Here is a 19289-nt window from a genome sequence, read left to right on the forward strand (position 1 = left end):
TTTCTAGCTGTACTGCTCACGCAGCTTGTACTTCAGGACCTTCCGCAGCGTCTCGTTGCGCGGCAGCGCCTCGACCACCTCCAGGCGCTCGGGCAGCTTGTGCGTGGCCAGGCCCTCCCCGCGCAGATACGCGACCACCCCGGCCAGCGTCGGAGCCTCAGCCCCCGCCCGCTGCTCCACCACCGCGCAGACCAGCTCCCCGCGCTCCGTGTCCGGCAGCCCGATCACGGCGGCGTCGCCCACCGCCGGGTGCCGGTGGAGCAGGTCCTCTATCTCCTTGGCCGAGATGTTCTCGCCTTTGCGGATGATGATGTCCTTGAGGCGGCCGGTGAGGACGAGGTGCCCCGAGACGGTGAGGTGGCCCACGTCGCCCGTGATCAGGAAGCCCTCCGCGTCGAAGACGCCGGCCGACTGGGCCGGGTCGAGGTAGCCCTGGCAGACCGCCTCGCCGCGCAGCCTGACCTCGCCGTCCGTGTCCGGGGGGAGCTCCTTGCCGTACTCGTCGGTGATGCGGATCTCCATCCCGGCGGGCGGGCGGCCCTCCGTGGTGGCCAGGTTCTGCGCCGTGTCGTCGGGGGCGCCCATCGTGATCATGGGGACTTCGGTCATGCCGTAGCCGTGGGTGAGCTGGATGCCCATTTCGCGGACCACCGCGTGGTAGATCTCGGGCGGCTTGGGGGCGCCGCCGCCGGCGAGCAGGCGCAGGGTGGGGATCAGCTTCCCGGCGGGGGCCTTGCGCTGTTCGGTGAGGAACATGGAGTAGAACGCGGTGGAGCCACCGGCCACCGTCACCCCGTGGCGGCGGTACTCCGGGAGGGCGCCCGGCATCGCGAACTGCTCGAACATCACCGCGGGGAAGCCGTACAGGAGCAGCATCACCGTGTAGTCGGGCCCGGCGATGTGCGCGAAGGGGAATGCCATCGAGCCGACGTCGTCGGTGCGCAGATGCAGCGCGTGCGCCAGGCATGAGCCGCCCGCGATCAGTGAACGGTCCGTGTGCAGCACGCCCTTGGGGTCCGAGGTCGTGCCCGAGGTCCAGTAGATCCAGCGGACCGAGGTGCCCTCGCCCGGCGGCGGTGGCAGCAACTCCGGGTCGCCGTCCGGGAGTTCGTCGTACGCCTCGAAGACGCCCCGGGCGCCGAGCCGGTGTGCCATCGCGGTGTGGTCGAAGCCGCGCCAGGTGCCAGGCACGGCGAAGAACTCCGCCTTCGACTCGCGCAGCGCGAAGCCCACCTCGCGGTCGCGGTAGAAGGGGATGATCGGCGTCTGTACGGCTCCGAGCCTGGCCAGCGCGAAGGAGAGCAGGGCGGTCTCGATACGGGTCGGCAGCTGCCAGGCGACCACCGTGCCGGCGCGGACGCCCCGCTCGTACAGCCCGGCGGCCACGCGCTCGCAGCGGTCCCGCAGTTCGCCGAAGGTGAGCGTGCGGTCCTCCTGGAGGAGGACGGGGCGGTCCGGGGTGAGATCGGCGCGCCGGGCGATCAGCTCCCACATCGTCGCGGATGCGCCCAGTGCGTGGGCCTGGCTGTGTGCGGTCGCGGCTGCGGAATCGGTCATGCCCTGAACTCCCTTACAACTGACGGGTAGTCAGATCGTGTCGAGAGCGTAGAGGTCTGCGCCTTGTCGGTCCAGAGGGTGCGGGGCTAGCCTCTTTCTGACGGTCCATCAGAAAAGCCGGAGGGGACAGCCACCATGACCGAACTGCCTCGGATCATCAGCGTCGACGACCATGTGATCGAACCGGCTCATCTCTTCGATACGTGGCTGCCGGCGAAATACCGGGACCGCGGGCCCAAGCCGCTCACCGCCGGCATCGGCGAACTGGCCTACGTGGCCGGTAAATACCAGATCACCATGGACCCCGAAGGGCCGCCGACCGACTGGTGGATCTACGAGGACCTGAAGTTCCCGTACAAGCGCAACATCGCCGCCGTCGGCTTCGACCGCGACGAGATGACCCTGGAGGGCATCACCCGCGCCGAGATGCGGCGCGGCTGCTGGGACCCGGCCGAGCGGCTCAAGGACATGGACCTCAATCACGTCGAGGCCTCGCTCTGCTTCCCCACCTTCCCGCGCTTCTGCGGGCAGACCTTCGCCGAGGCCCACGACAAGGAAGTGGCCCTGGCCTGCGTACGGGCGTACAACGACTGGATGGTCGAGGAGTGGTGCGGCTCCAGCGGCGGCCGCCTCATCCCGCTCTGCATCATCCCGCTCTGGGACATCGACCTCGCGGTCGCCGAGATCAAGCGGAACGCGGCGCGCGGCGTGAAGGCCGTGACCTTCTCCGAGATCCCCACCCACCTCGGCCTGCCGTCCATCCACTCCGGCTACTGGGACCCCTTCTTCGCGGTCTGCCAGGAGACCGGCACGGTCGTCAACATGCACATCGGCTCCAGCTCCCAGATGCCGGCCGCATCGCCCGACGCACCCCCCGCCGTGCAGGCCGCGCTCAGCTTCAACAACGCCATGGCCTCGATGATGGACTTCCTCTTCAGCGGGGTCCTGGTCAAGTTCCCCACGCTCAAACTCGCCTACAGCGAGGGCCAGATGGGGTGGATCCCGTACGCCCTGGAGCGCGCCGACGACGTCTGGCAGGAGCACCGGGCGTGGGGCGGGGTGCGCGACCTGATCCCCGAGCCGCCGTCCACGTACTACTACCGGCAGATCTTCTGCTGCTTCTTCCGCGACAAGCACGGCGTCGCCTCGCTCGACGTCGTCGGCCGCGACAACGCGACCTTCGAGACCGACTATCCGCACGTCGACTCCACCTTCCCGAACACCAGGGAAGTCGCCCTCGACCACGTCAAGGGCCTCGACGACGAGACGATCTACAAGCTGATGCGCGGCAACGCGATCCGGATGCTCGACCTCGACTTCGACCGGGACCGCCGAAACTGATGGACCTCACCTACACCGACGAGGAGGAAGGCTTCCGGCTCAGGCTGCGCGCGTGGCTGGCCGCGACCCTCCCCACCCTGCCGCCGCGACCCGACCCGCTCGACTGGCCCGCCCGCCGGACGTACGACCTGGGCTGGCAGCGCAGGCTGTACGACGCCGGGTACGGCGAGGTCCACTGGGGCACCGCGGGCACCAGCCCCACCCAGCACCTGATCTTCCTGGAGGAGACCGAGAAGGCCGGGGCGCCGTACGTAGGGGCCAACTTCGTCGGCCTCCTGCACGCAGGACCCACCATCGCCGCCGAAGGCACCGCCGAGCAGCGCGAGCGGTGGCTGCCGCCCGTGCTGCGCGGCGAGGAGGCCTGGTGCCAGGGGTTCAGCGAGCCGGACGCGGGCTCCGACCTGGCGTCCCTCCGTACGAAAGCGGTCCGCGACGGCGACCACTATGTGGTCACCGGCTCCAAGATCTGGACCTCGCACGCGGAGGTCGCCGACTGGTGCGAGCTGCTCGTACGGACCGACCCGACCGCCCCCAAGCACCGCGGGATCTCCTGGCTGGCGATGCCCATGGACGCTCCGGGGATCACGGTGCGGCCGCTGCGCACCCTCGCCGGATCCGCCGAGTTCGCCGAGATGTTCCTCGACGAGGTACGCATCCCGGTCGCCAACCGGGTCGGCGAGGAGAACGACGGCTGGCGGGTGACGATGGTGACCCTCTCCTACGAACGCGGCACCGCCTTCGTCGGCGAGGTCGTCGCCTGCCGGCGCACGCTCGGCCAACTGGCCGCCGCGGCACGGGAGAACGGCCGCTGGGACGACCCCGTCCTGCGCCGCCGCCTGGGCCGTCTCAGCGCCGAATTCGGCGCGCTGTGGCGCCTCACCCAGTGGAACGTGAGCGAGGCGCAGCGCTCGGGCGGCGTCCCCGGCACGGGTGGCTCGGTCTTCAAGCTCCGCTACTCGCACGCCCGCCAGGAGCTCTACGAGGCGGCGGCCGAAGTGCTCGGCCCCGATGCGCTGGACCTGGACCAGGAGTGGACCGCGGACCGGCTCTCCTCGCTGTCGTACACGATCGCCGCCGGAACCTCCCAGATCCAGCAGAACATCGTCGCCGAGCGCATCCTCGGCCTACCGAAGGGACGGTGAAGGCGCCCGTGGACTTTCAACTCAGCGACGAACAGCGGGCTTTGAGGGACGGCTTCCGCGACCTGCTCGCCGGGCGCTTCGGGCGCGAGGCGATGCGGGACGCGGTGGAGCGGGGCACGCTGGACCGGGGTCTGTGGAAAGAGCTCGGCGACGCGGGCCTGTTCGCGCTCTGTCTGCCCGAGGCGGACGGCGGGGTCGGGCTGGGACCGCCCGAGGCCGTACTCGTCTTCGAGGAGGCGGGACGGGCGTTGCTGCCGGGCCCGCTGGTGGCGACCCACCTGGCCGCGGGGTCGGTGAAGGGCGCGGACACCGGGGACACGGTCGTCACCGCGGTCCACGGCGGGCTCGTGGAGTGGCTGGCCGACGCGGACCAGGTACGGGGCGACGCGAGCGGCGCCCGCGCGATCCGGTCCGTGGACCCGCTGACTCCCTTGCACCGAATTGCCCCTCCTCACAGCGAAATGCCCGATGTCGCTGTGCTCCTCACCGCCGCGCTCCAGCTCGGCAGTGCGGGCCGCACGACGGAGATGGCGGTCCGATACGCGGGCGAACGCGAGCAGTTCGGCCGGCCCATCGGGTCCTTCCAGGCCGTCAAGCACCTGTGCGCGCAGATGCTCGTACGGACGGAACTGGCGCGCGCGGCGGTCTATGCGGCCGCGGTGACCGGGGACGGTCTGGAGGCGGCGGGCGCCAAGCTGCTCGCGGACGAGGCGGCCGTACGCAACGCACGGGACTGTCTGCAGGTGTTCGGCGGGATGGGATTCACCTGGGAGGCAGATGTTCACCTCCACCTCAAACGGGCGTGGGTGCGCGCCGGGCAGGGACCGACGGCCGCGCAGGTGGAGGACCGTTTCGCCGAGGCGTTGCAGGGGGTTGTGTAAGGAGTCACGATGCGTCGATATCGGGTTGTGTCCTGCGGCCGGGTCGTCACGGGCCGGAGTCGGGTGCTCGCTCCGGTACGCTCCGTTGGATGCGAGTGGCTCTGATGCGCAGCTGTCCCGGTGTTGCCAGTGCGGCGACTCCGGGGCGTGGAATGCGCGCCGCTCGCACCGTACGGGGGTGCGAAAAGTACCCCTGTGCGACATCCCGCAACGAGCGTCGCACAGTATGCACCACGCTTACTCCTTCGCGCTGGAATATGCCTGAAGCGCTTGTAGCGGTGACTGAACGTCAACCATGCTGTCTCCCAGGGGAATCACGTTCCGTGACTTCCCGGAGGCAAGAGGCGATGTGTCCGCCGGTTCGGATGGTGTGAGCGGTGCAGGTGCTTCAGGTTCAGCTGGAGGTCGGGGCCGATCCCGCGGAGGTGGGGCGGGCCCGTAGATGGGCGCGTTCCCGGCTCGACGGATCCGGCATAAAGGTCGACGACTCGGTGGCCGAGACGCTGATCCTGCTGATCTCGGAGCTCGTCACCAACGCGGTGGTCCACACGGGCTGTCCGGCCGTACTGAGGATGCTCTTCGGCCCCTCGGAGTCCTGCGCCGAAGAGGCGGGGACCGTACGCGTCGAGGTCGCCGACATCAGTTCCCGGCCGCCCCGGCCGCGTCATGCGGAGGGCGACGACACCAACGGCCGCGGCCTGGAGCTGGTCGACGGGCTCGCCGACCGGTGGGGCTGGCAGCCGGAGGGTGCGGGCAAGTCCATCTGGTGCGAGGTGGATCGCGGTACGCCGGCCGGATCGGAGGCCGGATCCGGGGGCGCGGAAGAGGCGTTCGACGCGGAGGCGTACGAGCCGTCGTGCGCCGTCACAAATTGGGTATAACTCCCAAAGCGCTCCCCAGGCGTTGACGGACCGTGGCGGTCTCAGCACCCTGGATGTGCGATTCGTTGCGAGGGGACGTCGAGGGTGCCGAGGGCTCGGACCGCCTCGGCGAGTGCGGGTCGTGTCTCGGCGCCGGCTCCTCCAGGGCAGCAGAGGAGCAAGGCACATGGTGCCGGACCGGGTGGCGGCAGCCGAACGCCGCCACCCGACCATCCCTGTGGGCAGGTCTAGAGGATGGCGACCGGTGCCACCGGGGTTCCCGTACCGCCGACGAACGGCTCCGGCATCGCGGAGAGCAGGAAGCTGTAGCGCTTGTCTTCTGCACAGGCTGTGGACAGTTCTTCGAGATTCCAGTTCTGGCCCTGGAGCATGCCCATCTCGACCAGGTCCAGGGCGTGCACGGGCAGCCAGAGGTTCTCGATCTCCGGGGGGAAGATCTCGAAGGTGAGGGTGTCGTTGGCGACCGCGGCGACGTCGCGGGCGTGGAACCACTCGGGGGTACGGACGGAGAGGCCCGGCGAGGGGTATCCGTAGCCGTGCTTGTCGCCGGTGAAGTAGACCTGCATCTGCCCGGTGCGTACGAGAACGATGTCGCCGGAGCGTACCTTCGTCCCCGCCAACTCCTCCGCCTCGTCCAGGTCTTGGGGTGTGACGGCGTATCCGCCTTCGAGCCGGTCGAGGCCTTTGGCGCGGGCGACGTCGAGGAGCACGCCGCGTGAGACGACATGGCGGGCCTTGTCGATCCCGCTGAACTCGGCGCGGGTGTGGGGCGTGATCGTGGACGCGGGGCGGCCGTTGTAGATCTTTCCGGAGTGCGAGGCGTGGGTGAGGGCGTCCCAGTGGGTCGCCGCCTGCAGCCCCATGGTCACGGCGTCGTCGCTGGTGGCGACCGTGCCGGGACCGAAGAGCTCCTGGTTGATCTGGACCATGGCGTGCAGCGGGTTGATGCGGCCGGGGATCATGCCGGTCTGGACGCCGTCCGCCTGGAGCGGGAGGGCGAGGGGGATGCGGCGGCCGGTGCGGATGGCTGCGGCGGCCTCGCGTACGACGTCGTCGGTGATGAGATTGAGGGTTCCGATCTCGTCTTCCGCCCCCCAACGCCCCCAGTTGTTCACGCGTTTGGCGATGTCGAAGAACTCCGGGGGGAGTGCTGGCTGAGACATCGGTCCTCCGGGGGTCTTGTGCTCGGCTGTCGGCGTGCCCGTAAAATCTAACGGTCCGTCAGAAACCGTGGAAAGGGCTGGGCATGGGGAACTTCTTGGCAGGCAAGGTCGTCGCCGTCACGGGTGCCGGGCGCGGCATCGGGCGAGCGGTCGCGCTGGCCGCCGCGGCGGAGGGGGCCAAGGTCGTCGTCAACGACTACGGGGTCTCGATCGAGGGCGGAGAGCCGGAGAGCGAGATCGCGCAGGGCGTGGTGAAGGAGATCGTGGCAGCGGGCGGCGAAGCGGTCGCGGTCGCCGACGACATCTCGACGATGGCGGGCGGACAACGGGTCGTCGACACGGCGCTGGCGGAGTTCGGGCGGATCGACGGGGTGGTGTGCGTCGCGGGGATCCTGCGCGAACGGATGCTCTTCAACATGTCCGAGGAGGAGTGGGACCCGGTCGTCGCGACGCACCTGAAGGGGACGTTCACGGTCTTCCGGGCGGCGTCGGCGGTCATGCGCAAGCAGGGGACCGGGACGCTGATCGGCTTCACCAGCGGCAACCACCAGGGGTCGGTGGCCCAGGCGAACTACAGCGCCGCGAAGGGCGGGATCATCTCGCTGGTGCGGAGCGCTGCGCTGGGCCTGAACAAGTACGGGGTCACGGCGAACGCGGTGGCGCCGGTGGCGCGGACGCGGATGTCGGCGAACGTACCGATGGAGCTCAAGGAGATCGGGGAGCCGGAGGATGTGGCGGCGCTCGTGACGTACCTGCTGAGCGAGCGGGCCAGGGAGGAGAAGATCACCGGGCAGGTCTACACGATCGCCGGGCCCAAGATCGCGGTGTGGGCGCAGCCGCGGGAGCTTCGTGCCGGGTACGCGGAGGGGGGCGCGTGGACCCCGGAGCGGATCGCGGACTTCCTGCCGGGGACGGTGGGGACGGACCCCATGCCGATGCTGGCGCGGCTGGAGGAGATGGCGCGGGCCGCGGCGGCGAAGGAGCGGCCGAATGGCTAGGGGTGGGTGCGGGGGTGCCTGCGGCGCTGTTCCCCTACCCGCCCCTTCCCGAAACTGGGGCTGCGCCCCAGACCGCGTGGGCCCCGTTGTGCGGGGGCTTCGCCCCCTGCGCCCCCGTAAGCGGCCTTCGGTTTCGTTTGTACGCGCGGGTGCGTTGTGGCTGGTCGCGCCCACGCGGCGGAGCCGCACATGTCACAGCCCCGCGCCCCTAGGTCCGCACGTGGAGGCGCACGCCGGGAAAACTCAGCCCCTCCGGCGTTTGAGGAGCGGGGGTCCGGGGGCGGAGCCCCCGAAACGCCCGATGGGGCTCGGGGTCTGGGGCTTGCCCCAGTTCGGGAAGGGGCGGGTAGGGGAAAGCCCCGCGCAGCGGGAGGGGGCGCGGGATGGACTTCTCCTTCGCGGATGAGGACGCCGATTTCCGCGCCGACGCCCGCGCCTGGCTCGAAGCCCACTTCACCGGCGAGTTCGCCACCGCCGCCGGCACCGGCGGCCCCGGCAGCGAGCACGAAGGCAGCTGCCTCCGCCGCCGCTGGGAGCAGGAGCTCGGCTCCGGCGGGTGGGTCGGGATCGGCTGGGAACAGGACGGGTTCGGCAACCGGCGGGCCTCCCTGACCCAACAGGTCGTCTGGGCCGAGGAGTACGCCCGCATCCGCGCCCCCGGCCGCATGGGCCACATCGGCGAGAACCTCCTCGCCCCGACCCTCATCGCGTACGGCAGCGAGGAGCAGAAGCGCCGCTTCCTGCCCCCCATCGCCCGCGGCGAGGAGCTCTGGTGCCAGGGCTACAGCGAGCCCGGCGCAGGCTCCGACCTGGCAGGCGTGCGTACCACTGCCGAGAAGGAAGGAGACGGCTACCGGGTCACCGGCCAGAAGATCTGGACCTCGCTCGCCCAGGACGCCGACTGGTGCTTCGTACTGGCCAGGACCGAGCCCGGCAGCACCCGCCACCACGGACTCTCCTTCCTCCTCGTTCCCATGGACCAGCCGGGCCGCATCGACGTACGGCCGATCCGCCAGATGTCGGGCACCGCCGAGTTCAACGAGGTCTTCTTCGACGGGGCCCACGCGGTGGGCGTCGTCGGCGGTGAAGGCAACGGCTGGCAGGTCGCCATGGGGCTGCTCGCCCTGGAGCGTGGCGTGTCGACGCTGGTCCAACAGATCGGGTTCGCCCGCGAGTTGGAGGAGGTCATCGGCGAGGCCGTCGCGCGCGGCGCCGCCGCCGAAGACCCCGTCCTGCGCGACCGCCTCGTACGGCAGTGGGCCGAACTCCGCACCATGCGCTGGAACGCCCTGCGCACCCTCGGCACCACCACCGACCCCGGCGCCCCCAGTGTCGCCAAGCTCCTCTGGGGCGGCTGGCATCAGCGGCTCGGTGAGCTGGCGATGCAGGTGCGCGGGGCGTCCGCCGCAGTCGGTCCGTACGACTGGGACGCCGCCCACCCCTACGAACTCGACGCGCAGCAAAGGCAGTTCCTCTTCACCCGGGCCGACACCATCTACGGCGGCTCGGACGAGATCCAGCGCACCATCATCGCCGAGCGCGTGCTCGGCCTACCGAGGGAGCCGAGATGAGGGGTGTCGTCTTCGACGGCAAGCAGGCCCAGGTCGTCGACGATCTGGAGATACGGGACCCGGGACCCGGCGAGGTCCTGGTGGACGTGGCCGCCGCCGGGCTCTGCCACAGCGACCTGTCGGTCATCGACGGGACGATCCCCTTTCCCGCGCCCTGCGTACTGGGGCACGAGGGCGCGGGAGTCGTCGAGGCCGTAGGGGCCGGAGTGACGCACGTGGCGGCAGGCGACCATGTCTCGCTCTCCACGCTCGCGGCCTGCGGCGCGTGCGCCGACTGCGACCGGGGCAGGCCGACGATGTGCCGCAAGGCGATCGGGATGCCGGGACAGCCCTTCTCCCGCGCGGGCAAGCCGCTCTACCAGTTCGCGTCGAACTCCTCCTTCGCCGAGCGGACGATCGTCAAGGCGGTCCAGGCGGTGAAGATCCCGTCCGACATCCCGCTCACCTCGGCCGCGCTGATCGGCTGCGGGGTGCTGACCGGGGTCGGTGCCGTACTGAACCGGGCGAAGGTCGCGATCGGCGAGAGCGTCGTCGTCATCGGTACGGGCGGTATCGGGCTTAACGTCATCCAGGGCGCTCGGATCGCGGGCGCGACGAAGATCGTCGCTGTCGACAACAACCCCGCGAAGGAGGCGGTGGCACGGCAGTTCGGGGCGACGGAGTTCCTCCCCTCGACCGAGGCGGTACGGGACATCCTGCCCACCGGGGCCGACCATGTCTTCGAATGCGTGGGCCACGTCGCGCTCGTACGGCAGGCGATCGAGCTGCTCGACCGGGGCGGCCAGGCGATCCTGCTCGGCATGGCGGCGCCGACGGCGGAGGCGTCGTTCCTGCCCGCCGCGATGTTCCTGGACAAGTCCATCCTCGGCTGCCGGTATGGGAGTTCGCGCCCGCAGCACGACATCGCGCTGTACGCGGAGCTGTACCGGACGGGGGCGCTGCTCCTGGACGAGCTGGTCACCGAGACGTATCCGATCGAGGACTTCGCGAAGGCCGCGGACGATGCCGAGCACGGCCGGGTCGCGCGCGGGGTGCTCACGTTCGGGCCCTGACCGGAATGTTCAACTCCCTTGATCCATAAGGGAGTCGTAGGCCATCCATTACCAAACGTGCACTTGTGGCCAAAGGTTGACTGAGTGAGGATCCTCTCCATGACTCAGGCTCCGACTCCACTGTGGCTCCAGGGACGCGATGCGGTCATCGCCGCCGCGTCCCCCGAAGACTGGCGCGAAGAAGTCCCGGACTATCACCTCTCGCACACGGTGATGCCCGGGCAGCGTTCCACCGAGCATGCACCCGGGTCGCTGGAGGCGATCGTCGAATCGATCGTGCAGGTCTTCGAGATGGAGGTCTCGCACAAGGCCGATCCGGCGACCTGGGTGTCCATGGTCTCGGAGAAGTTCCGTACCCGGATCAACGGCGGCGAGTGGGCCGACGCGGCCGAGATCGTGGACCGCGGCAGCTACAACATCCTCATCGGCGACAGCGTCTTCTACGGCGCGGAGACCTTCGAGTCCTCGCACGACGTCTTCCACACCGCCTTCCCCCAGGGCTTCTACTGGGAGGTCCTCGAGGTCCTCTCGCCCCCGCCGACCGTCACCTTCAAGTGGCGCCACTGGGGCAGCTTCGAGGGCGAGTACAAGGGCTTCCAGCCCGACGGCAGCAAGATCGAGATGTACGGTGTCAGCGTCGCGAAGGTGAGCGAGGAGCTGAAGCTCCTGGAGGTCGAGCACTTCTACGACCCGAACGCCTTCCTCGGCCAGATGACGGGCGGCTGCCCGGTCGCGCACACCAACCGCACCGACTGATTGCGTCAGCCGCCATACGCAGGACGCCCCCTGTTCAACCGGAGGGCTCCTTTGCTCTGTGAGCCTCTTGCGTGACAAGAGGCCCACTGAGCAGGGGAGTTGTCCCAGATGTCTGACCGCCGCCGTTTTCTGGCCGGATCGGCCGCCGCCCTCGGGGCGGCGGCCGTCACGCAGCTGCCGCTCGCGACCTCCTCGTACGCCTCGGCCCAACCGACGCTCCCCGACGGTCTGTTCACCCTCGGCGTCGCCTCGGGCGACCCGCTCCCGGACGCCGTGGTCCTGTGGACCCGCCTCGCGCCCGACCCCCTGCACGGCGGCGGAATGCCCGACGCCCCGGTCGCCGTCGAATGGCAGGTCGCCACCGACCAGCACTTCCGCCGCATCGTCCGCCACGGCATCGCGCAGGCGCTCCCCGCGTACGGACACAGCGTGCACGCCGACGCGCGCGGCCTGGAGGCGGGGCGCGAGTACTGGTACCGCTTCCGCGTCGGCGGCCAGATATCCCCGGCCGGCCGCACCCACACCGCCCCGCACCCGCACTCCTCGGGCGGCAGCCTGCGCATCGCGCTCGCCTCCTGCCAGAACTGGCAGAACGGCTTCTTCACCCCCTACGCCGACATGAAGGCCCAGAACCCCGACCTGGTCCTCTTCGTGGGCGACTACATCTACGAGTCGGCGCCCGCGGCGGGCTCGGTCCGCGTCCACGAGGGCGCGGGCGAGCCGTACACCCTGGAGCAGTACCGCAACCGCTACGCGCAGTACCGCACCGACCCTGACCTCCAGGCGATGCACGCGCACGCGCCCTGGGTCGTCACCTTCGACGACCACGAGGTCGACAACGACTGGGCGGGCGAGGTCCCGCAGGACCCCGCCAAGCAGACCCACGAGGCTTTCCTCACGCGCCTCACCGCCGCCTTCCAGGCTTACTACGAGCACATGCCGGTCCGCGCGACCGCGATCCCCGACGGCCCGCACATCCAGATGTACCGGCGCTTCGACTACGGCCGCCTGATCCGCCTCAACGTCCTGGACACCCGCCAGTTCCGCAGCGACCAGGCCACCACCCAGGCGGGCGCGCAGGACCCGGTGATGACCATGCTGGGCGCCGAGCAGAAGGACTGGCTGCTGCGCGGCCTGAACCGCTCGCCCGCCCGCTGGAACGTGATCGCCTCACAGATCATGATGGCCGAGACGGACATCCAGCAGGGTGAGGGCAAGCTCTGGTTCTACGACGCGTGGGACGGCTACCAGACCGAACGCAACGCGCTGCTGGCCGAGTTGGGTGCCGTACGCAACCCGCTCGTCCTCTCCGGCGACCGCCACCTGACGATGATCAGCGACCTGAAGAAGGACTTCGGGAACCCGGCATCGGCGGTGGTCGGCGCCGAGTTCGTGGGCACGTCGATCTCCAGCAACGGCGACCAGGACCTGGCGGCCTTCGACGCGTACTGGAACCCGCTGCGCGCGGACAACCCCCACTGGAAGTTCATCGACGCCCACCGCGGCTACCACCTCTTCGACATCGGCCGCCAGTCGGTCCAGGCGCAGGTCAGGGCGGTCTCCACGGTCCTGAAGCCGACGGCGACCGCGAGCACGCTGGCGCGGCTGCGCGTGGAGTCGGACCGGCCGGGGGTGCGGCTGCTCGGCTGACCGGTGGGCTAGACGACCGCGCTGCCCGTGCGGAACGTCCGCCGGTAGACCGTGGGCGGCACGCCGAGCACCGCCTGCAGGTGGGCGCGCATCGACTGGGCCGTGCCGAAGCCGGAGTCCCGTGCGATCTGGTCGATGCCCAGATCCGTGGACTCCAGGAGGTGGCGGGCGTGTTCCACGCGCTGCTGGGTCAGCCACTGGCCGGGGCTGATGCCGGCCTCCTCGCGGAAGCGGCGGGTGAAGGTGCGGACCGACATGGACTCCTGCTCGGCCATGTCGCGGAGCTGGATCGGCTCGTGGAGGCGGGCCAGGGCCCAGGCGCGGGCGGCCGTCGTGGTGGCCAACTGAGGTTCGGGGACCGGGCGTTGGATGTACTGCGCCTGGCCGCCGTCGCGGTGCGGGGGCACCACCGTACGACGGGCGACGTGGTTGGCGACCGCCGTACCGAAGTCGCGGCGCACGATGTGGATGCAGAGGTCGATGCCTGCGGCCACCCCGGCCGAGGTGAGGACGTCGCCGTCGTCGATGAACAGGACGTCCGGGTCGACCCGGACGGTGGGGAAGAGCCGCTGGAAGTGGTCGGCGGAGGCCCAGTGGGTGGTGGCGGGGCGGCCGTCGAGGTAGCCGGCGGCGGCCAGGACGTAGCCGCCGGTGCAGATGGAGACGAGGCGTGTGCCGGGGCGGATCCGGGCGAGGGCGGCGGCGAGTTCGGGGGTGAGGCGGCCCTCCTCGTGGACGGGGCCGAGTTCGTACGAGGCCGGGATCACGACGGTGTCGGCGCCTGCCAGGGCTTCGGGGCCGTTCTCGACGAGGACCGAGAAGTCGGAGTCGGTGTGGACGGGTCCCGGCGGGCGGACGGAACAGGTCACGACCTCGTACAGCCTCCGCCCCGCCGCGTCCCGGGCGAGCCCGAAGATCCTTGCGGGGATGCCGAGTTCGAAGGGGAGGAGCCCGTCGAGGGCGAGGACTACTACGCGGTGGCGGCGCACGGTGGGGCTCCTCCCGGGTTGTTCACGGAGTGGAAAGGGGTGGTGGTCCAGACCTGTCCTTGATATTCATCGCCATCGTGACCGATAAGCGCGCGCCGAGCCAGACCATTCCCGAAACGACCGCCGAACCGGTGCCGGAGGGCGGACAAACCCTCTGGAACCGTAACTTCCGTTACTTCTTCACGGCCCGCACCGTCGCCCGCTTCGGTGACGGCATGGTCCCGGTCGCGCTCGCGGCGGGCCTCCTCGACGCGGGTCACGGCGCTTCGTCCGTCTCCTTCGCGCTGGGCGCCTGGATGATCTGCTTCTCCGGCTTCGTGATCGTGGGCGGGGTGCTGGCGGACCGTTTCACCCCGCGCCGGATGATGGTCCTGGCCGACGCGGTGCGCTTCGGGGCGACGGCGATGCTCGTGGTGGTCTTCGTGGCCGGCTCGCCCCCGCTCTGGCTCGTCTACGCGCTCAGCGCGCTCAACGGCCTCGCCGCCGCGCTCTTCCAGCCCGGCGTCGCCAGCATGCTGCCGCGCATGGTCCCCGACGTACAGCGCGGCAACGCGATGCTGAACGTCGCCGAGTCCCTGACCACCATGGCCGGCCCGGCGGCAGCGGGCGCGCTGGTCGGATTCGGTGGCCCGGGGGTCGTCTTCGGGGTGAACGCGGGCACCTTCGCGGTGAGCGGCATCTGCCTCTTCATGATCCGTCTGGCCCCGATGGCCGCCACCCGCGGCGAGTCCTTCCTGGCTGATCTCGCGGGCGGCTGGCGGGAGTTCAGGGCGCGCAGCTGGCTCTGGAGCGTGATCCTGGTCTGGACGGTGTACGGAGTGACCGTGCTGGGCCCGCTCGTACCGCTGGAGGCGGTGGTGGTCACCGAGCGGCACGGCTCGACGATGTTCGGCGTGATGATGACGCTGAACGGCGCGGGCAACGCGCTCGGCGGCCTGCTCGCGATGCGCCTGCGCCCGGTCCGCCCGCTCTTCGCCGGGACGTTCGCGCTGTTCGGGATCGTCGCGAATGTGCTGGTGCTGGCGTACGACGTGCCGTTGGGCGTGATGGCGGCTGGCTTCTTCATCGGGGGAACGGCGTTCGCGTTCTGGCTGGTGATGTGGTCGACGACGGTCCAGACGCACGTCCCCCAGGAGGCGCTGAACAGAATCCACGCGTACGACGTCGCAGGCTCCCTGATCATGCTGGCGGTGGGCCGCGCGATGGCAGGACCGGCGGCGGAGGCGCTGGGCATGAAGCAGGTGCTGATCGCGGGGGCGGTGATCAGTGTGGGGGTGTGCGGGGTGCTGTTCGCGATACCGGCGGTGCGGAATCTGCGGCGGGTGGGGTAGGCGGGTGCCGGGGGCGACCGGCCTGGCTACGATCCGCCGGTCAGGCCATGGCTCTCCTCCGATGCTCAGGCGCTGTCGGGAGTCGCGCCGTCGGCGAAGAGGTCGTCGATGGTCTGCGCGGTGACCGTCCGGTCCAGCCAGCGGCCGAGGAGGTCGAGATCGGTGCAGACGCGGATACGGTCACGGATCTCGTCCGGGACATCGACGCCGCGCAGGTCCAGGATGCGGAGGATGGAATTGGCCTCGCCTTGGGCCTCGCCTTCGAGAAAGGCGGTCTCGCGGACGGTGCCCCGACCGGGGAAGAAGCTGGCAACGGTCATGAGTTCACTCCATTTCGCTCCGGCCGGGGTATCCCTCAGGCCGATCTCCAGAAACTCGCCCCAATAGGCCGCGGAGTCCCTGTCGAGGTCGTGGACGGCGCGCGCCAATGGCTCCAGTATCGCGGTGACGCCGCGGCCTCCGCTATGCGTGATGGCCGTGAACGCGGCCATGGCCAGATTCTCCTCGATGGCCCGCGGCTCGGTGATCATCGGTACGTTGTCGGGGCCGATGACCAGCGGATGGGTGCTCTGCGCGGTCCACTTTCGCGCGCCGCAGGTGAACGGTCCCACGGCCCATTTGGCAGTGCTCCGCTGGTGGCACAGCACAAGCAACAACACGGGAATTCCGTAGCGTTCGCGCAGATAGGCCACGTAGTAGGGCCAGCTGGTCTCCTTGTCCGGGTCCCTCTTGCCCTGCGCCTCGATGGCGAGGAGGAACGCCTCGCCGTCCGCGGGCTGGATGAGCAGCACACTGTCCACGTGCCGCGACAGCGGGCGGGTCTCGGTGACGTCACCCGTGACGACATCGACGGTGGCCTTCTCGGGCAGCTCGATGTCCAGCACCTTGAAGACGGGGGTGAGGATCTCGGGCCGGTCCTGGAAGATCCGGTGCGAGGCCTCGTGGAGGGACTTGACCATGTGCGCGAACCTAAGCGGGGTCGGGCCCGGTTGCCCGGCCGATGAGGTGCGCTCACTCCTTCGAGCGAGGCAGAACCGTTCACGCAGCCACGGTTCGGCTCGTGGCTCCAGGGTGCCCGGTCGTGGCCCGATCCTAGCGAGAGCTGTCCTTCGGGCCACTCGTCCGTGCGGGGCGGCTCCCCGATGCTGATTGACGTGACGCAGACAACCGACCTCCCCGCCGCCACCACCGGCGCCCCCGCACCCCGGCCCCGTATCCACCGTGCCTGGTTCGTCGCGGTCGTCACCTTCGTGACGATCATCGGGGCCGCCGCCTTCGCCTCCCTGCCGGGGCTGCTCATCGAGCCGCTGCACAAGGAGTTCGACTGGTCGCGCGGCACGATCGGGTCCGCCGTCTCCGTGAACCTCGCCCTCTACGGGCTGACCGCACCCTTCGCCGCCGCTCTGATGGACCGCTTCGGCATCCGCAAGGTCGTGGCGGTCGCGCTCACCGTCATCGCCGTCGGCTCCGGGCTCACCTACTGGATGACCGCCGCCTGGCAACTGATCCTGCTCTGGGGCGTGTTGGTCGGCCTCGGCTCCGGATCCATGGCGCTCGCCTTCGCCGCCACCGTCACCAACCGCTGGTTCGTCGCGAAGAAGGGGCTCGTCACCGGCATCCTGACCGCCGCCGGCGCCTCGGGCCAGCTGATCTTCCTGCCCTTCCTGTCCTGGATGGTGGAGCACCACACCTGGCGCCCGGCCGCGATCACCGTCGCCCTCGCCGCCCTCGCGGTCGTCCCCTTCGTGTGGCTCCTGCTGCGTGACCACCCGGCGGACATCGGCACGACGCCGTACGGCTCCGACGTCTTCGTCCCCAAGCCGCCGCCGGCGACGGGCGCCGCCCGCCGCGCCGTCACCGTGCTGCGCGACGCCTCGAAGACCGGCACGTTCTGGCTGCTCGCCGGGACCTTCGCGATCTGTGGTGCGTCCACCAACGGCCTGGTCAAGACCCACTTCATCCCGGCAGCCCACGACCACCACATGCCCATCCCGGCCGCCGCCTCGCTCCTCGCGGTGATCGGCGTCTTCGACATCATCGGGACGATCGCCTCGGGCTGGTTCACCGACCGCTTCGACGCGCGCCGCCTGCTCGCCGTCTACTACGCCCTGCGCGGCATCTCGCTGCTCTTCCTCCCCATCCTGCTCGCGCCCAACGTCCACCCGCCGATGGTCTTCTTCATCGTCTTCTACGGACTCGACTGGGTCGCCACCGTCCCGCCCACGATCGCGCTCTGCCGCGAGCAGTTCGGCGACGACAGCGCGATCGTCTTCGGCTGGGTGCTGGCCTCGCACCAGGTGGGCGCGGCGATCGTGGCCTATCTCGGCGGGCTGGTGCGCGACGTCTTCGGCTCGTACGACATGATCTGGTACGCCTCGGGCGCACTCTGCGCCGCAGCCGCGCTGATGGCGCTGGTCATCCGGCGCAAGCCGGACGTGGGCGCGGTCGCGATGGCGGCCTGAACTCAGTCCGAGAAGCGGCCGAAGCGGCCCCGGTGGAAGAGCAGCGGCCCCGCTTCCTCGCCCTCCGTGCCGCCCAGCGCCTCCACCCGGCCGACCACGATGAGGTGGTCGCCACCGGTGTGCACGGTCTGGATGCGGCAGTCGATCCACGCCGGTACGCCGGCCAGGCGTGGCGCGCCGGTCACGGGGGCCGGGGTGTGCTCGACGCCCGCGAACTTGTCCGCGCCGCTCACCGCGAAGCCCCGGCACAGCGCGCCCTGGTCCGCGCCGAGGATGTTGACGCAGAAGATGCCGGCGCGGGCGATGCGGGGCCAGGTCGTGGACGTACGGCCGACCATGAAGGCGACCAGGGGCGGGTCCAGGGAGAGGGACGCGAAGGACTGGCAGGCGAAGCCGGTGGGGCCTTCGTCGTCGTACGCGGTGATCACGGTGACGCCGCTGGCGAACTGGCCCAGTACACGCCGGAATTCACCCGGGTCGACCGGCAGCCGCTCGTCCTCGCCGACGGCTCGGAGGTCGGGGCGTGGGAGTGGATCCACCGGGCGTGCTGTTGCCGGGGCGCCTGCTGACCTGAGGTATCGGATGGTGGTTTCCGCCATCCCTGCGTGTCCCATCACAACCTCATTAGAGCTGACGCATCGTCAGATTGGAAGGGGTGGAGGGGAGTTCAGAGGCCCCGGTATTTCGGCGTGCGCCGCTCGACGAAGCTCGCGACGCCCTCGTTCGCGTCGGCCGTCGTCATGTTGATCTCCTGGGCCGTCGCCTCGGCGGCGAACGCGGTGGCACGGTCGGAGTCGAGCGAGGCGTTGACCAGCTGCTTGGTCAGGGTGAGGGCCCGGGTCGGGCCCTGCGCGAGCCGGTCGGCCCACTCGCGGGCCGTCTTGGCGAGGTCCTCGTCGGGCACGACCCGGTTGACCAGCCCGAGCCGCTCCGCCTCGGCGGCGGGGAGCGCGTCGCCGAAGAACATCAGCTCCTTGGCGCGCTGGGGCCCGATGAGGCGGGGGAGCAGATACGCGCCGCCGCCGTCGGGGACCAGGCCCCGGCGTACGAACACCTCGATGAAGCGGGCGGATTCAGCGGCGATGACGAGGTCGCAGGCGAACGCCAGATGGGCGCCTATGCCGGCCGCGGTGCCGTTCACGGCGGCGATCACCGGCTTCTCGCAGTCCAGTACGGCGGCGATGAAGCGCTGGGCGCCGCGCCGGATCGTACGGGCGACGTCACCGGCGACGCGATCGCCGGTGGCGGGCGCCCCGCGCAGGTCGGCACCCGCGCAGAACCCCTTGCCGTTGGCGGTGATGACGACGGCACGCACGGCAGGGTCGGCGGAGGCCTCGGCGAGGAGCCCGATGATGAACTCCCGCTGATCCCAGGTGAGGGCGTTCATGGCCTCGGGCCGGTTGAGCGTGATGCGGGTGACGCCGTCGGAGGTGGTGTGCAGAACGTCGGACATGGGTGCTGGTGGCCTTTCAGACTGGGGCGATGAAGCCCGTCAAGGGGGTCCCCCTGCTCCTC

At 70.2% G+C, this 19289-nt stretch carries 17 protein-coding genes; 11 read left to right on the forward strand and 6 right to left on the reverse strand.

The genetic code is table 11. The features are described from left to right. Nucleotides 1–3: 3 nt before the first annotated feature. On the reverse strand, nt 4–1557 hold the full coding sequence (locus AB0H78_RS13425; protein WP_363234484.1) for an AMP-binding protein: 1554 nt from the start codon (nt 1555–1557) through the stop codon (nt 4–6). 135 nt (nt 1558–1692) lie between these two features. On the opposite strand from AB0H78_RS13425, the gene AB0H78_RS13430 reads away from it, so the two are divergent. The 4 genes from AB0H78_RS13430 to AB0H78_RS13445 all read left to right on the forward strand — a co-directional run bounded on the left by AB0H78_RS13430 (nt 1693) and on the right by AB0H78_RS13445 (nt 5802). After that, nucleotides 1693–2898: an amidohydrolase family protein gene (locus AB0H78_RS13430; protein ID WP_363234485.1), complete on the forward strand. Its 1206-nt coding sequence runs from the start codon at nt 1693–1695 to the stop codon at nt 2896–2898. Next, nucleotides 2898–4040, forward strand: coding sequence for an acyl-CoA dehydrogenase (locus AB0H78_RS13435; protein ID WP_363234486.1), 1143 nt, complete (start codon nt 2898–2900; stop codon nt 4038–4040). The genes AB0H78_RS13430 and AB0H78_RS13435 overlap by 1 nt, the downstream gene beginning before the upstream one ends. An 8-nt stretch (nt 4041–4048) precedes the next feature. Further along, on the forward strand, nt 4049–4921 hold the full coding sequence (locus tag AB0H78_RS13440) for an acyl-CoA dehydrogenase family protein (protein WP_363234487.1): 873 nt from the start codon (nt 4049–4051) through the stop codon (nt 4919–4921). 377 nt (nt 4922–5298) lie between these two features. Beyond that, the gene (locus tag AB0H78_RS13445; RefSeq protein ID WP_363234488.1) at nt 5299–5802 is read left to right on the forward strand and encodes an ATP-binding protein; all 504 of its coding nucleotides are present in this window, start codon (nt 5299–5301) and stop codon (nt 5800–5802) included. 227 nt (nt 5803–6029) lie between these two features. Here the strand turns inward: AB0H78_RS13445 and AB0H78_RS13450 are convergent, their stop codons facing one another. Continuing rightward, a complete protein-coding gene (locus tag AB0H78_RS13450; protein ID WP_363234489.1) occupies nt 6030–6965 on the reverse strand; it encodes a cyclase family protein in 936 nt (311 codons plus the stop codon). A gap of 83 nt (nt 6966–7048) precedes the next feature. On the opposite strand from AB0H78_RS13450, the gene AB0H78_RS13455 reads away from it, so the two are divergent. The 5 genes from AB0H78_RS13455 (at nt 7049) to AB0H78_RS13475 (ending at nt 12992) form a co-directional block, all read left to right on the forward strand. Next, on the forward strand, nt 7049–7963 hold the full coding sequence (locus AB0H78_RS13455) for an SDR family oxidoreductase (RefSeq protein ID WP_363234490.1): 915 nt from the start codon (nt 7049–7051) through the stop codon (nt 7961–7963). A 383-nt stretch (nt 7964–8346) separates the two neighbouring features. Then, nucleotides 8347–9534 (forward strand): acyl-CoA dehydrogenase family protein, encoded by a 1188-nt coding sequence (locus AB0H78_RS13460; RefSeq protein ID WP_363234491.1) that lies wholly within the window; start codon nt 8347–8349, stop codon nt 9532–9534. Next, the gene (locus AB0H78_RS13465; RefSeq protein ID WP_363234492.1) at nt 9531–10586 is read left to right on the forward strand and encodes a Zn-dependent alcohol dehydrogenase; all 1056 of its coding nucleotides are present in this window, start codon (nt 9531–9533) and stop codon (nt 10584–10586) included. Before AB0H78_RS13460 ends, AB0H78_RS13465 begins: the two co-directional genes overlap by 4 nt. 99 nt (nt 10587–10685) lie before the next feature. Continuing rightward, on the forward strand, nt 10686–11342 hold the full coding sequence (locus tag AB0H78_RS13470) for a SnoaL-like polyketide cyclase (protein ID WP_363234493.1): 657 nt from the start codon (nt 10686–10688) through the stop codon (nt 11340–11342). 108 nt (nt 11343–11450) lie between these two features. Next, nucleotides 11451–12992, forward strand: a complete 1542-nt coding sequence (locus AB0H78_RS13475) for an alkaline phosphatase D family protein (RefSeq protein WP_363234494.1) — start codon at nt 11451–11453, stop codon at nt 12990–12992. An 8-nt stretch (nt 12993–13000) separates the two neighbouring features. Here AB0H78_RS13475 and AB0H78_RS13480 read toward each other — a convergent pair whose 3' ends face one another. Then, on the reverse strand, nt 13001–13981 hold the full coding sequence (locus AB0H78_RS13480; RefSeq protein WP_363234495.1) for a helix-turn-helix domain-containing protein: 981 nt from the start codon (nt 13979–13981) through the stop codon (nt 13001–13003). Between the two features lie 131 nt (nt 13982–14112). On the opposite strand from AB0H78_RS13480, the gene AB0H78_RS13485 reads away from it, so the two are divergent. Further along, on the forward strand, nt 14113–15312 hold the full coding sequence (locus AB0H78_RS13485) for an MFS transporter (protein WP_363234675.1): 1200 nt from the start codon (nt 14113–14115) through the stop codon (nt 15310–15312). A gap of 65 nt (nt 15313–15377) precedes the next feature. On the opposite strand, the gene AB0H78_RS13490 is transcribed toward AB0H78_RS13485, so the two are convergent. After that, the gene (locus AB0H78_RS13490; protein WP_363234496.1) at nt 15378–16271 is read right to left on the reverse strand and encodes a hypothetical protein; all 894 of its coding nucleotides are present in this window, start codon (nt 16269–16271) and stop codon (nt 15378–15380) included. A 183-nt stretch (nt 16272–16454) separates the two neighbouring features. Here AB0H78_RS13490 and AB0H78_RS13495 point away from each other — a divergent pair, with 183 nt between their 5' ends. After that, nucleotides 16455–17774 (forward strand): MFS transporter, encoded by a 1320-nt coding sequence (locus AB0H78_RS13495; protein WP_363234497.1) that lies wholly within the window; start codon nt 16455–16457, stop codon nt 17772–17774. Nucleotides 17775–17776: 2 nt separating this feature from the next. Here the strand turns inward: AB0H78_RS13495 and AB0H78_RS13500 are convergent, their stop codons facing one another. Together AB0H78_RS13500 and AB0H78_RS13505 are read right to left on the reverse strand one after the other, a co-directional pair. Beyond that, nucleotides 17777–18373, reverse strand: coding sequence for a flavin reductase family protein (locus AB0H78_RS13500; RefSeq protein WP_363234676.1), 597 nt, complete (start codon nt 18371–18373; stop codon nt 17777–17779). Nucleotides 18374–18441: 68 nt separating this feature from the next. Beyond that, nucleotides 18442–19227: an enoyl-CoA hydratase-related protein gene (locus tag AB0H78_RS13505; protein WP_363234498.1), complete on the reverse strand. Its 786-nt coding sequence runs from the start codon at nt 19225–19227 to the stop codon at nt 18442–18444. Nucleotides 19228–19289 lie beyond the last annotated feature (62 nt).

The sequence above is a fragment of the Streptomyces sp. NPDC050738 genome (assembly GCF_040654175.1).
Taxonomy (GTDB): Bacteria; Actinomycetota; Actinomycetes; order Streptomycetales; family Streptomycetaceae; genus Streptomyces.